13 protein-coding genes are annotated in these 12,601 nt (G+C 60.7%); 6 read left to right on the top strand and 7 right to left on the bottom strand.

Annotated elements, in window-relative coordinates:
- From NKJ75_RS14840 to NKJ75_RS14825, 4 genes are all read left to right on the top strand, one after another.
- A partial coding sequence (locus tag NKJ75_RS14840) for a beta strand repeat-containing protein (RefSeq protein ID WP_352499867.1) occupies nucleotides 1–2,374 on the top strand: 2,374 nt, incomplete at its 5' end.
- Nucleotides 2,375–2,575: 201 nt separating this feature from the next.
- On the top strand, nucleotides 2,576–4,249 hold the full coding sequence (locus NKJ75_RS14835) for a type I secretion system permease/ATPase (RefSeq protein WP_245274101.1): 1,674 nt from the start codon (nucleotides 2,576–2,578) through the stop codon (nucleotides 4,247–4,249).
- A 19-nt stretch (nucleotides 4,250–4,268) separates the two neighbouring features.
- Nucleotides 4,269–5,606 (top strand): HlyD family type I secretion periplasmic adaptor subunit, encoded by a 1,338-nt coding sequence (locus NKJ75_RS14830; protein ID WP_023833457.1) that lies wholly within the window; start codon nucleotides 4,269–4,271, stop codon nucleotides 5,604–5,606.
- Nucleotides 5,607–5,883: 277 nt separating this feature from the next.
- Nucleotides 5,884–6,231 carry a conjugal transfer protein TraD gene (locus NKJ75_RS14825; RefSeq protein WP_348524520.1) on the top strand — a complete coding sequence of 116 codons (348 nt, stop codon included), beginning with the start codon at nucleotides 5,884–5,886 and terminating at the stop codon, nucleotides 6,229–6,231.
- On the opposite strand, the gene NKJ75_RS14820 is transcribed toward NKJ75_RS14825, so the two are convergent.
- Nucleotides 6,171–6,515 (bottom strand): AIPR family protein, encoded by a 345-nt coding sequence (locus NKJ75_RS14820; RefSeq protein WP_352499866.1) that lies wholly within the window; start codon nucleotides 6,513–6,515, stop codon nucleotides 6,171–6,173. The genes NKJ75_RS14825 and NKJ75_RS14820 overlap by 61 nt on opposite strands.
- A 186-nt stretch (nucleotides 6,516–6,701) precedes the next feature.
- On the opposite strand from NKJ75_RS14820, the gene NKJ75_RS14815 reads away from it, so the two are divergent.
- Both NKJ75_RS14815 and NKJ75_RS14810 read left to right on the top strand, forming a co-directional pair.
- Nucleotides 6,702–6,935, top strand: a complete 234-nt coding sequence (locus NKJ75_RS14815; RefSeq protein ID WP_023681013.1) for a hypothetical protein — start codon at nucleotides 6,702–6,704, stop codon at nucleotides 6,933–6,935.
- Nucleotides 6,936–7,064: 129 nt separating this feature from the next.
- Entirely contained in the window at nucleotides 7,065–7,604 is a 540-nt protein-coding gene (locus tag NKJ75_RS14810; protein WP_023833459.1) for a hypothetical protein, read from the top strand.
- Between the two features lie 23 nt (nucleotides 7,605–7,627).
- On the opposite strand, the gene NKJ75_RS14805 is transcribed toward NKJ75_RS14810, so the two are convergent.
- From NKJ75_RS14805 to NKJ75_RS14780, 6 genes are read right to left on the bottom strand one after another with little or no spacing between them, the layout of a single operon-like run.
- On the bottom strand, nucleotides 7,628–8,221 hold the full coding sequence (locus NKJ75_RS14805) for a hypothetical protein (RefSeq protein ID WP_023681011.1): 594 nt from the start codon (nucleotides 8,219–8,221) through the stop codon (nucleotides 7,628–7,630).
- Nucleotides 8,218–8,805 (bottom strand): L,D-transpeptidase, encoded by a 588-nt coding sequence (locus NKJ75_RS14800; RefSeq protein WP_023833460.1) that lies wholly within the window; start codon nucleotides 8,803–8,805, stop codon nucleotides 8,218–8,220. Before NKJ75_RS14800 ends, NKJ75_RS14805 begins: the two co-directional genes overlap by 4 nt.
- Nucleotides 8,786–9,952 carry a CpaE/TadZ family protein gene (locus NKJ75_RS14795; protein ID WP_023833461.1) on the bottom strand — a complete coding sequence of 389 codons (1,167 nt, stop codon included), beginning with the start codon at nucleotides 9,950–9,952 and terminating at the stop codon, nucleotides 8,786–8,788. Before NKJ75_RS14795 ends, NKJ75_RS14800 begins: the two co-directional genes overlap by 20 nt.
- Nucleotides 9,949–10,578, bottom strand: coding sequence for a TadE/TadG family type IV pilus assembly protein (locus tag NKJ75_RS14790; protein ID WP_280806705.1), 630 nt, complete (start codon nucleotides 10,576–10,578; stop codon nucleotides 9,949–9,951). The genes NKJ75_RS14795 and NKJ75_RS14790 overlap by 4 nt, the downstream gene beginning before the upstream one ends.
- Nucleotides 10,578–11,069, bottom strand: a complete 492-nt coding sequence (locus NKJ75_RS14785; RefSeq protein WP_023744418.1) for a TadE/TadG family type IV pilus assembly protein — start codon at nucleotides 11,067–11,069, stop codon at nucleotides 10,578–10,580. The genes NKJ75_RS14790 and NKJ75_RS14785 overlap by 1 nt, the downstream gene beginning before the upstream one ends.
- Before the next feature lie 7 nt (nucleotides 11,070–11,076).
- Nucleotides 11,077–12,600: a TadE/TadG family type IV pilus assembly protein gene (locus tag NKJ75_RS14780; protein ID WP_081726023.1), complete on the bottom strand. Its 1,524-nt coding sequence runs from the start codon at nucleotides 12,598–12,600 to the stop codon at nucleotides 11,077–11,079.
- Between the last annotated feature and the right edge of the window lies 1 nt (nucleotide 12,601).

Below are 12,601 nucleotides of genomic sequence, written 5' to 3'. Positions count from 1 at the left end.
CAACCCGAGCGTCATCGTCAACATCGTCGACGGCGCGCTCAGCGACACCGACAACAACTCGAACGTCACCTTCACCTTCTCGGAGAAGGTCAGCGACGCGACGTTTGCCGGTCTGGCAAGCGGCGCCGGCATCACGGTGGCGGGCGGCACGCTGTCGGCTCTCACCTGGAACGCCGGGCATACCGCGGCGACGGCGACGTTCACGGCGACCGACGCCAGCGAGACGGCGGGCTCGGTGACGGTTGACGCCGGCTACACCGACGTGGCGGGCAATCTGGGCACCAGCGGGACGGACACGGTCACCATCGACACGCTCAACCCGAGCGTCATCGTCAACATCGTCGACGGCGCGCTCAGCGACACCGACAACAACTCGAACGTCACCTTCACCTTCTCGGAGGCGCCAGGCGCCAGCTTCACGGTAGGCGACATCACGCCGACGAATGGCACGATCACCGGCTTCACACAGGATACCGCGACCACTTACCACGCCACCTTCACGGCGACCGACGGGGTTTCTGCGACGGGGTCAGTATCGGTGGCGGCTGGCAGCTACACCGACCCTGCCGGCAACACCGGCGCTGCCGGCTCCGACACGGTCACCATCGATACCGGCGGCGATACCACAAAACCGTTCGTCGTATCACCAGCCACCGTCACTAAGGCACCCACAAATAACGATAGAACTGTTGTTCTCACGTTCAGTGAAGCTTTGACAGCAGGTACATTTACCGCCGCAGATTTGCAGGTCGTAGGTGGAACGATTTTCTCAGTGACTGCGAACGCCACCCAAACCCAATTTACAGTAGTTGTGACAGGCGTGGGCAACTCCGGCTCGGGAACTCACTCGATTACGGTACTCGCAAACGGCTATACCGACGTTGCCGGAAACCCAGGCCTAGGCTCAAATGCAATTCCCATAAATAATCCCGGAAACCAAAGCTTTCCCGCCGGCGTCTCCGGCGAGCCCATCAATCTCGCCCTGACCGATCCGTCACAGCAAGGCGCGCTCATCACCGTCACAGTGAAGGACGTGCCTTCGGGCTGGAGCATCGATGGCGCAACCGACAACGCCGACGGCAGCTGGACGGTTGTGACCAGCGACCTGCACGGCCTGACCGTCACCACGCCGGCCAGTTTCACCGGAGCAGCCGTGCTCGACGTCCAGATGACCTGGATCAACGTCGACGGCACCGTGGGCACCGCGTCGGTTGCCGACAATGTCGAGGCCTACGCTCCGGGCTCGCCGATCTTTGCCTGGTCCGGCGACGACGTGCTGACCGGCTCCAGCGGAAACGATCTCTTCGTCTTCTCGCAGCCGATCGGCAACGACACGGTGCACAGCTTCGACGCTGCGGCCGACCAGATCGACCTCATCGGGTACAACGGATTGGCAAGCTTCGCCGACGTCCAGGCGCATATGGTCGACGACGCCAACGGCAACGCGGTGATAGCGCTCGGCGACGGGCAGTCGATCACGCTTGATGGCGTGCACTCAAGCGCACTCACCGGAAGTAATTTCGTCTTCGACCAGACGCCGGTGGTCAACAATTCAGGCACCATGACGATCGGCGACGGCGCTCTGCTGCCGCTGAGCGGCATTATCAACAACAGCGGCCTCATCACGCTCGACTCGATGGGCGGCGATACGCTGCTGCAGGTCATCCAGCATGGCGTGACCCTGCAGGGTGGCGGGCAGATCCTGCTGTCCGACAGCACCGCCAACGTCATCTCCGGCACGGGGCCGGGCGTCACCCTGGTCAATGTCGACAACACGATCTCGGGGGCCGGCCAGCTGGGCGGCGGGATGCTCAGCCTCGACAACAGCGGCACCATCATCGCCACCGGCTCGAATGCGCTGGTCATCGACACCGGGGGCAGCGTCGTCGTCAATTCGGGAACGCTGGAGGCAACCGGCTCCGGCGGCCTTACGATCACCGGCGGGCTGGCGAATTCCGGCATGATCTGGGCCAATGGCGGTAACATTGACATCAACGGCCAGGTCACTGGCGACGGCGATGCCACGATCGGCAACCTGTCGAAGCTGGAGTTCGGCGCGGCCTCTTCAACCGACGTCACGTTCGCGGCGAATGCTGCCTGCACATTGCAGCTGGACGATTCCTTCGATTTCAGCGGAAGCATCGCCGGCATCACCAATGACGACAAGGTGAACCTCGAAGACATCCTGTTCGGCACCGGAACGTCCGCTGCCTATCAGGCGGACCTCGACGGCACCGGAGGAACGTTGACCGTCACGGACGGCACGCACAACGCCACGCTCCACCTGCTCGGCGTCTACGATGCCCACAGCTTCACACTTGCCGACGACGGCACCGGCAGCACGGTGGTGCAAGTGAGCGACTTTGTGATGTGAACCAAAAGGAGAGCCGCGCGGATAGGCGCGGCTCTCCTCATGCTGCCGGTTCCTGATTCAGCTTACGAATTAAGGTTTACGGCAGGAAGAGGAAGGGATCACGTGGCCGGTTGGACGATCAGGAGTAGTATCGGTTCCGGGCGTGGACAGGGGGGGCGGTTTTCCGCTGGGTAGTTGAGTCTCGACAACAAATCCAAGATTGTGAAGGACGCGCTTCGCGCATGCCGCCGCTATTTTCTCGTTGCGGCGGCATTCAGCCTGGCGATCAATCTGCTCTATCTCGCGTCCCCACTTTACATGCTGCAGATCTACGACCGGGTCGTCACCAGCGGCAGCGAAACCACGCTGGTGATGCTGACCCTTGTGTTGCTGGCGGCCTTCCTTTCGCTGGCCGGCCTCGATCTGGTGCGCGCCTGGGTCCTGACGCGTGCCAGCGCGCGGCTCGACCGGCTGCTGTCGGCAAAGATCCTCGCCGCGTCGGTCGAAACCCCATCGCCGGGCTCCTCGCAAAGCCAGCCGATCCGCGATTTCGATACGTTCAGGCAGGTGATCACCGGCAGCGGCATCCATGCCCTGTTCGACCTGCCATGGTCACCCATCTACATCGGCATCATCTTCCTGCTGCATCCGTGGCTCGGTTTCTTCGCGCTGGGCTGCTCGCTGCTCTTGATCGCCATGGCCGTGCTCAACGAGTATCTCGTGCGTTCGCCGCTGAAGCAGGCCAACGACCTGGCGACGACCAACTACAACTTTACCGAAATGAGCCTCAGAAACTCGGAAGTCGTTCGCGCCATGGGGATGATCGACGGTCTCATCCGCCGCTGGGGGCGCGACCGTAACTTGGCGCTGCGGCGCCAAGCGGAGGCAAGCGATCGCGCCGCCCTGATGTCCGGCCTGATCCGGTTCCTGCGGCTCACCATGCAGTCGCTGATCCTCGGCTTCGGCGCCTATCTGGTGATCGAGCGGCAGATCACCGGCGGCACCATGTTTGCGGCGAGCCTCTTGCTGGGCCGGGGGCTACAGCCGGTCGAGCAGATCGTCGGCCTTTGGCGCAGCCTGATCCTGGCCCGGGCGGCGTTGGCAAGGGTCGAGAAGCTGGTCGACGGGGGGGCGCTCAACGAAAGATCTTTCAACCTGCCGAAGCCCACCGGCAAGATTTCGGTCGAGCAGGTCAGCTTTGCAATTGCCAGCCAGCAGAAAGTGCTTCTCCGCGACGTATCATTCCGGCTGGACGCAGGCGAGGCGCTGGGAATCGTCGGCCCTTCCGGCGCCGGCAAGTCGACGCTGGCGCGTCATCTCGCGGGCGTCATGCAACCCAGCCGCGGCACCGTCAGGCTGGACGGGGCCGACCTGTCGCAGTGGGGGCACGACGCGCTCGGCGACCACATCGGCTACCTGCCGCAGGATATCGAACTCTTCGCCGATACGGTCGCCGCCAACATCGGCCGCTTCAAGACCAATGTCGACCAGGAGGTGATAGCCGCCGCGCGGCTCGCCGGCGTTCACGAGATGATCATTCGGCTGCCGCAGGGCTACAAGACCCAGATCGGCGAAGGCGGCGCAGTGCTGTCGGGAGGATATCGGCAGCGGATTGCTCTTGCTCGTGCGGTATTCGGGACGCCGAACCTGATCATTCTCGACGAGCCGAGCTCCAATCTCGACGCCGATGGCGACCGCGCGCTGAGCGAGTGCGCGATCGAGCTCAAGCGCCGCGGCAGCACAGTGATCATCGTATCGCACCGGCCTTCGACCTTGGCCAATGTCGACAAGATCCTTCTGTTGCGCGATGGCGCCGTCGAGGCCTTCGGCATGAGAAACGAGATCGTGGCGCTGCTCAACCAGCGCGCGGCTCCAATGGCGGTGGCAACCCAATGAGCTGTGGCCGGAGAGATCGATGAGCGACGGCGCCCTCACCTACCGGAGCCTGTCCGGCGAAACCGGTATCCTGGCCCCGGATTCGATCCGGGTGCCGGCCTCTGTCGGCCTGCTGATCATCATTGCCTTCTTCGGTATCTTCGGCGGCTGGGCGGCTTTTGCCCCGCTGAACGGCGCCGTGCTCGCCGACGCCATCGTCAAGGTGGAAGGCAATCGAAAGAGCGTACAGCATTTCGACGGCGGCACGGTGAAGGAGATCCGCGTCAAGGATGGCGACATCGTCAAGGCAGGCGATGTGCTGGTGGTGCTCGACGACACGCACGCCCGTTCCGAATTCAACCTCTATTCGCAGCAATATGCGTTGTTGCGCGCTACCGATGCCCGCATTCGTGCAGAGCTCGACGGCCATGAGGCAGTCGCCTTTCCGAAGGACATCACCGCTGAGCACCAGGCCTATCTGCAGGACGCGATGACCAACCAAATTGCCGACCTCGGGAGCCAGCGCGCCTCGATGGCCGGTGCCAAGCAGATCCTGCAGAAACGGATAGCCGAACTCGACGAGCAGATCGATGGAAAGCAGGCGCGCGTCGAATCTTTTCGTGCGCAGCTCAAGTCGACAATTGATGAAAAGGCAGGCCTCAACAAGTTGCTGAAGGCCGGCCTGACAACGCGCACGCGTGTCCTGGAGCTCGACCGCTCCGCCTCCGACCTGCAGGGCCTGATCGACCAGACTCTCGGCGATATAGCCGGAAACCGCCAGAGTAAGGCCGAGCTTGAAAGCCAGATTGCGCAGCTCACCAACGAGCGCCGCGCAAAACTCTCAACCATGCTGATCGACGCCCAGTCCAACCTCGCCGACCTGGTACCGAAAATGTTCGCCGCGCAGGCCACGGTCGACCGCGCCGAAGTGCGGGCGCCCTATGACGGCCAGGTGATGAATCTCACCGTTTTCTCGACCGGCGCGATCGTCGCCCCCGGCCAGACCATCCTCGACATCGTGCCGACTAGGAATTCGTTGATCGTTCAGGCGCAGGTGAAGGTCGAGGACATATCCAGCCTGCGCGCCGACATGACGGCCGAGGTCCGCTTCACGTCCTACAAGCAGCGTTCGATACCGGTCATTCATGGACGGATCACCCGCATTTCGGCGGATCGCGTCACCGACAGCAAGACCGGGCTTCCCTACTATCTTGCCGACGTAGCGGTCGATCCCGCGGAATTGGCCGGGGCCCCACAGATTGCGCTTTATCCGGGCATGCCGGCGTCAGTCATGATCCTCACCGAGGAACGCACCGCACTGGACTACATTTTAGGCCCCCTGGTTGTGTCGTTCCACTCCGCGTTTCGCCAGAAGTAACGAGCTTCGCGCCCAACATATTCGCGTTTTTTCAATTTGCGGACGCGGTCCAAGGTAGGTGGCGAGACCCATCTTATTCGATCGTCTGCGCCATCTCCAAGGCGGCCCAACCCATCCGGGAGCTTATTTCGATTTCTGGCGATTACGGTTGGGGTAGTTCCATGTTGCACGAACTTTCCGGCTCTGTGTCGCTTAAATCCTTTCTTTCCGGGCATGTCTCGGCCCATTCCTTGCTGTCCCTCCAACATGGCTGCAACACAAATTGATATGTTTGTTCGTGTATGTTCGTCCGATCGGCCTCCTCGTCACGGCAGGCATCGTTGATCTGACCAACTACGATCGCGCTGCCAACTACGGCGCGATGCTCTGGATGACCGCGAAGGTCCAGAGCCCAGAAGGCGAGCAAGCCCAACGATTATGGACTGAGAAGGGTAGCCAGGCGTTCGATACTGAAGGGCATGACGAGCGGATGGGACGGCGAACTTACCCACAGTTGGCGCGAGCAGCGGCCGGCACGAAGCCCGAACAGCAGACTTCTCCGGTGCGCCAGCGCCGACGCCGCAGTCAAACGCCCGCGCAGGAAGCTTTCGTCGCTACCGCGCGCACGTTCGTAGAACCAGCGTGACTGACGTTGCATACCGCCCGCCGGGCGCGCCCAGATCGACCCGAAAGCTCCTGCATCCGTCGGTGGAAGCGATGATTGGACGAGAAGTCGGCCATGTCGACCTCGTTCTGATTGTTGGCCGACTGGGAGACGCGCGGCGCGATCTCCCCGGTGTCACCATCGTCCAGAATCTCGATAATCTTGAGCGGCACTTGGAGGCGGCTCGCGTCCACATCCTCCTTGCGCCACGCGCGGAAGATCGAACCGGTCGTCTGCCGCGCAATCACGCTGATCAGCAATGGCAAGACCTACGTCGAGCCCACAACCACCGCGTCCGTTTCCGCGGTCTGGGCGAGGAGCTGGGACATGGACGAAGGTTTGCTATCTAAGAATTCGATGACTGCTAAGGCACTGAAGCGCAAAAATCGCGATCGTGGTTACCCGGTGGGCAGGCCATTGGAACCAGTTCGCGAATTCGGCGTTGCGAGCGGATGATCAGAAGTTTCGCTTACGCTCTTATCCTCGTCCAGGTATCCATGGCGACCGCGCTGGCTACACAGGTATTCCTGTCGACCGCCGAGGAAGCCCGTAGCTCAGAACTCTCGCTGGCGCCGGCGCCAGGCGAAGAGGGATGCGCCAAGGCGATGTGGCCCAATATTCCGGAACGATGTCTGCAACGAGTCGAGCCGAAGGTGGTGACGCTCGTGCTCACCCAAAACAACTAATGGCGCATGGCGCTTTCTGATATGCAGCTGCCATGCGCCGCTGGCTGCGCTGCCGCAGGACCACCAACGCTCCGTTAAGCCTCGCTCAATCTCTGCAAGCTATCTTGTTGCCAATTTGTCGAGGGTGACATGAAGCGCAAGTCGATAATGCTCTTTGCCTTCCCAGCTCTGATCCTGCTGATCTTGGCAGGGGAGCGCATGGCGACTTTCTTGCTGGGAGCATATCCGGCCAGTCCCACAATGTGGCGGTTTTGGCTTGAACTAAGGCCGCTGTCGACGATGTTCTGGCAACAGGTCGATCTTTATCTCGGGTCGTCGATGGTCCTTGATGCCTTGATGCTGGCCGCCGCGTCGATCGTTTGCTGGATGGCGTGCCGCACAAGAAGGTCGGCCGCGTTCTTCTTCCTTGCCAACCACGTCGCCCTGCTTTTCGCCGGGTTGATGATCGCTGTCACCAGCCATTCCGAAACAGCCAGCACGATCGCCTCTTTCACGGTACCCGGCGGCCTTCCGTTCCAACTTACGGTCGATTTCACCTTGAACAACAGTCTTGTGCTGTTTCTGGGCGTGACGGCATGCGCCTACTGCCATGTCATCTTCCTCAGCGAAACCCGACAGCGGTCCGAAGCGCTGGCCGCTAGGCTCGTTGCTCTGCAGCGAGATCTCTAGGATAGCCCCACCTTTTTCCGGCGTTAGTTGATCTTCCGGTAGTAAACCTTGCCGTCGGCCTGCTCTATGCGCTGGTAGTCGGGGCTGGGGGCAGGCGCTGCAGCTGCAATCCTCCTTTTGGGCGGACGCGGTGTATCGACGACGCTGGGCTCGGTCGCGTCTTCACCATCGAGAACAGCAGGCGCCTCCGCCATGCTGCTGGTCGTGTCGACGGAAGGTTCCGCTGCGCTCGACGTGATTTCGTCATGGACAATAGGCTGGTTCTGTTCCAGCCGGGCTATGCTCCGGTTGATTTCGCCAAAGCTGCTCTGCAGTTGAGTGTCCAGTTTTTCAAATCGGCTCTGAAAACCGTTGTTGACCGTGTCCAGCCGGCCCCCGATTCGTTGTTCAAACGTCCCGAGTTGTTCCAGGCGCCCTTCCAGAAAGCGCATATCGCTGATGCCGCGGTAGAGATAGACTGCGGCTATTATGTTCACCAAGGTGAGCAGGGACGTGCCGATGATGACGGCGCCGACAATGCTTCTGTCGCTCGGTTTCACAACGGCAGCTTGCTCTCCAATGTGGGTTGCTGTCCCAATCTCGATTGCCGGCATGTCCGGTTCGCTGATCATCGTCATTGAACCACCACCTTTGCGCCGATCGCGACGCGCCTGAAGAGATCGATCACATCGGTGTTGGTAAGGCGAAAACACCCCGATGTTCCATCGAAGCCAACACCCTTGGGATCGTTGGTTCCGTGTATCCGATAGAGCGTGTCACGCCCGTTCCGAAGCAGATAGAGCGCCCTGGCGCCGAGTGGATTGTAAGGACCGGCAGGCACCATTTGCGGCAGGTCCGGCTGGCGGGCGCGCATTTCGCGGGGTGGGTGCCATTCCGGCCATTCGGTCTTCGCCCCCACCTTGACTACCCCGGTCCAGCCAAATCCGTCGCGTCCGACGCTGATCTGATAGCGAAGCGCCTGGCCTTGTCGGGTCACCAGATAAAGCGCTTTCTCGCCCTTGCGGATAACGATTGTTCCGGGCTGTTCGGTCGTCTCGAAGGCGACAGTCTTGCGCAGGCTGGGCCCCATTGCCGGCAGCGGCGGCCGATCCGAAAGTGCCGATCGCGCGCTGGCAAAATCCTGGACCGACATCGCCAGCGCCATGCCCATGGCGCAGACCAACCCAAGGACGATCCGATACCTATTTGGCAGCAGCGTCATCGAGCCGCTCTTTGAACATCCGCTTCAGGTCCTTGTTGAAGCGCGCACGCCCATCCACCTCGGCAGGCAGGATAGCACGGTTCAACGCATCGGTCAGAAGCGCATTGTCCAGCGCGACCGACTTGATGTGCGGCGCCTTGAAGATCTTTTCCAGCTCGCTGCGCGAAAAGTGGTTGCCGAACCATTTGCGCTTGTGCTTGTTGGCCACCAGCGTGATGCTGACAGCATTACCACGCAACTCACGGATCTTCTTGTAGAGCCGTTTGCCTTGCCGCAGCGAGGCGACGTTGAGTTCGAAGACGATGAAGATCTCATCGCTCGTCGACAGCACGGAATTGTGCCAAGGCGTCTCGATGTTCGGCAGGTCGATGACGATGTCGTCAAACCGGTAGGCGACGAGGTCCAGCAGCCGGAAGACAAAATCACTGCCCTGCGGTTCAAAAGGCAATTGCGGCCTCTCGAAGGAATAGAGCGTCAGCCCGGACGGGCGCGAGAGCTTGATGACATCCATCAGCTCGACGTCGAGCCTCTCCGGCTGGCCGATGATGCCGCCGAGGTCGAACTGGTTGAACTGGTTGAGATAGGCGCCGCAATTGGCGCTCTGGAAATCTAGGTCGACCAGACAAGTGGAAGCCGCCCGCTCTTTCGACTTCGATGACAGGAACTCGGCCGCCGAGAGAGCGAGCGTCGTCGCGCCGGCGCCGCCGCTCGCACTGATGAAGGTGATGATACGGCTTTTGGTTCCCTGGTTGCCGGTGTCGTGGAAGGTCACCGCATTGAGCAGTTCCTTGCCGTCGAGCGGCTTGTGCAGCCAGTCCGAAGCGTTCATGCGCACCAGCACACGCGTCTGCTCCGACGACAGTTCGTCCGAGACCGCGATCAGCGGCACGGTTGCCCAAAGGGCGCGCACTTCGACGATGCCCGGCCTGCCGAGCAACTCGCCATTGCCGAGGTCGAGGATGACGATGCCGGGGCGCGTGTCCGCGGGCGGACCCCTGAGGAAGTCGCCGGTCTCGGAAATCCTGATGTCGTAGATCGCCAGCGCGTCGAGCCGCGTCGCCACATCGCGCTTGAAATTCGCATCCGACGAGAACAGCGCCACCTGCTTTCGCTTAGTCGGTGTAACCTTGGTGTTGATGGCGTTCATGGTGTCCACGTGCTCTTCATGTCTTCGCCCGTGACCGTGCTCAGCATGGAGGGCATGGTGATGTTTCCGAATCCGAGCAGTCCGGCCAGGAAGAAGAATTGGAAGGGATGATTTTTGATGCTTACGGTGATCGTCGGCACCGGCCCGCTGGGCCGCGTCCAGTAGCCAAGGCCGGAGGCGGCGTATTCGATCCGCACCTCTGACTTTTCCAGCATCGGCAGAAAGTCATGCATTCCGGCACGGTTGGCGGTGCCGTCATAGATCGCGTCGAACGCGACCTGGCTCGCGTTGACGGGGTTGCACAAGCCGCCTCCGATACTGCAGCAAGCGACACCTGCTGTGCTCGCAGCGCAGACATAGTCATACGTGCCGGCCGGGACCGCGGTGCCGACCTTGGTGATATCGCTCTGCGTCAGCGTCTCAGATGGAAGCCCGATGGCGACAGGAGTAAAAATCTGCGCGAGTCTTGCGCCGGCTTGCACAGCTTTGTTTCCAGCGTTCCATTGGTAAAAGGCGTAGCCGAAATCGACGAAACCGAGCAGAAGCGTCAACAGCAATGGCAGGGCGATGGCCATTTCGACCATCGTAGCGCCAGACTGCTCAGCGCAGAACCTTCGGTCTTTCATCACCATCCGAAGACGCGCTCCTGATGCGATACTTTGATGTCGATGCTTCCAAAGCCCAGATAATCCCAGAACACCATGCCGTTGTATGGCAAAGTGGTGCTGACCAGCACAACATCAACGTTGGCGCTATTACTTAGATAAAGTATGTTGCCACTGCCATCGGTCGCAGGAGTGGATGTCTTGGTGATCAAAACTGTCGGTGGAAGCCAGCCAGCTACTCTTGCGCTGCCGCCAACGACCGCGCCATTGGCAGCAAGGTTTTGGGCCTGACCCTTGCAAGTAGTCTCCCAATCGCTACTGCAGCGCGCCATGTAGCGGGCTGCATCCTCAACGCCTGCTGCAAGGAGCAGGCGCGTGTTCAAAACGTTGGAGAACTCGAACACACCGGCCGACAACAGCAAGACGAGTGGTACGGTGATCGCGACTTCCACCAAGGCGGCGCCCCTTTCGTCGCCTTGGAACCGCCGGATGATTTGGCCAAGCTTGGTCATGTCGGCTCTACCGATACAACTGGGCTTCATTGCGGAATGCTTTGTCGACAAGGGTGTTGTTGGCGAAGCCGCCATCGACGTCGACGATCTCCAGGCTGATAGGTTTTTCGGCGCCGGTACTTTCCGGATTGTCCTCGTCGTTGGGATTCACCTTCTGGATCGGGTTGTTTAGGAAGACGCTGGCATAGCCATCCGGCCGGACTGCGGTGTGCCCGTTCAGCTTCGCCTGGTTCGCCTTGCAATCGATGATGGCCATGTTCATCAGCCGGCGGCTCGGATCTGCCTTGGTGAGGTCTCCCTTGTAGCAGGAAGGCGTTCCCACTTCGTTTGAAGGCCCTTTCGACTTGTCGGCCACGATCCCGGCAGTGATTTCATACATGTAGACGTCATACCTGGACGCGGGAACGCTACGCTTGAGCGGGTCAGTCTTCGCCGGGAGGTTCGGATAGGCAGCGTTCTTGTGGTTGGCGGCCCAGTAGGCAGTCCAGAACGAATTCGCTGCGATCGGCAGCGTCATGCCCTTAGCCGAGTCATAGCCGCTGCCAACCGGCAGAGGCACTGCGGAACCATCTGTCGCGACATCAAACTTGTTGCAATTGCTGTTCTTGCTGGCTCCCTTGCGTACATTGCTCGCCGGGCGGTAGCCAAGGTCTTTGTTATTTTTCAAAGATCCCTGATAGAGATCGAAGCGGACGTTAAGGCCAGTGTTGACCTGTCCCAAGGTGACGCCGGTTTTGGATGTCAGCGAAGTGCGACTGTAGCAGGTACCTGCGGATCCCCTGGCCATTCCGTCCTGTACCGACGTCAAACCGTTGTCCAGCAGGCCAAAGTTGCCTGGGCCGGGGTTGCTGTCGACTTTGAGAATACGAAATTCACGGCTGTAAGTATCGCCCGATGCAAAGGCCTGTTGGATCGTCTTACTAGTCAACGGGTCGGACGTCTCGAACGGGTTGCACATGAAGATCGGCACGGTTTCGCAGATCGACTGAACGAACCCGGCCACGGCCTGTGGCTGGATATCGATGGTGTCCTTGCTGCCGATAAAGCTGGCGGGGAAGATCGTTTCAAAGGCACCGGCGCCATCGGCAAGTCCGGAAGCGTTCACCGTCACCAGGGAAAATGATACCGCCTTGGGATCGGTGCTTGCCCAGTTGACGCCATTCGCGTCAACGCCGTCGGCGCCCAATGCTATGCTGTCGCTCGCGGGTATACCGGTCAGGTAGGTAATGGTCACGTCAGACAAAGCAAGTGTGTGATCGCCTGACGTCGAAAACTTGGTCGTCTGGCTGGTCAGAAGGGTCGTTTTCGCCAGATTGGCCCGGGTGATCGAATCCGATTTGCCATCCAGCTCCGCGGCTGTCGCAAGCGCAAGCGCATCGACACCCTTCTGCAGATCGTTGTGAAGCCCGTTGGCCCGGCTCATATCGATGGCAAGCAACGCGAAGCCGATAAGCACCGGCAACATAATCGCCACCAGGATCATCGCTATGCCGCGTTGATCGTTCCAGAACGCCCTAATGGTCCCCAACATG

The sequence above is a fragment of the Mesorhizobium sp. M0058 genome (genome assembly GCF_040323095.1).
Classification (GTDB): domain Bacteria; phylum Pseudomonadota; class Alphaproteobacteria; order Rhizobiales; family Rhizobiaceae; genus Mesorhizobium.
The sequence above is the reverse complement of the archived record's forward strand: the minus strand, read 5'-3'. Positions and strand labels throughout refer to the sequence as shown.

Coding starts and splice junctions, on each gene's coding strand:
- NKJ75_RS14800 (WP_023833460.1), bottom strand. CDS start 8,805: ATGACGCTGCTGCCAAATAGGTATCGGATCGTCCTTGGGTTGGTCTGC.
- NKJ75_RS14795 (WP_023833461.1), bottom strand. CDS start 9,952: ATGAACGCCATCAACACCAAGGTTACACCGACTAAGCGAAAGCAGGTG.
- NKJ75_RS14805 (WP_023681011.1), bottom strand. CDS start 8,221: ATGACGATGATCAGCGAACCGGACATGCCGGCAATCGAGATTGGGACA.
- NKJ75_RS14810 (WP_023833459.1), top strand. CDS start 7,065: ATGAAGCGCAAGTCGATAATGCTCTTTGCCTTCCCAGCTCTGATCCTG.
- NKJ75_RS14790 (WP_280806705.1), bottom strand. CDS start 10,578: ATGAAAGACCGAAGGTTCTGCGCTGAGCAGTCTGGCGCTACGATGGTC.
- NKJ75_RS14780 (WP_081726023.1), bottom strand. CDS start 12,600: ATGTTGGGGACCATTAGGGCGTTCTGGAACGATCAACGCGGCATAGCG.
- NKJ75_RS14785 (WP_023744418.1), bottom strand. CDS start 11,069: ATGACCAAGCTTGGCCAAATCATCCGGCGGTTCCAAGGCGACGAAAGG.
- NKJ75_RS14815 (WP_023681013.1), top strand. CDS start 6,702: ATGATCAGAAGTTTCGCTTACGCTCTTATCCTCGTCCAGGTATCCATG.
- NKJ75_RS14830 (WP_023833457.1), top strand. CDS start 4,269: ATGAGCGACGGCGCCCTCACCTACCGGAGCCTGTCCGGCGAAACCGGT.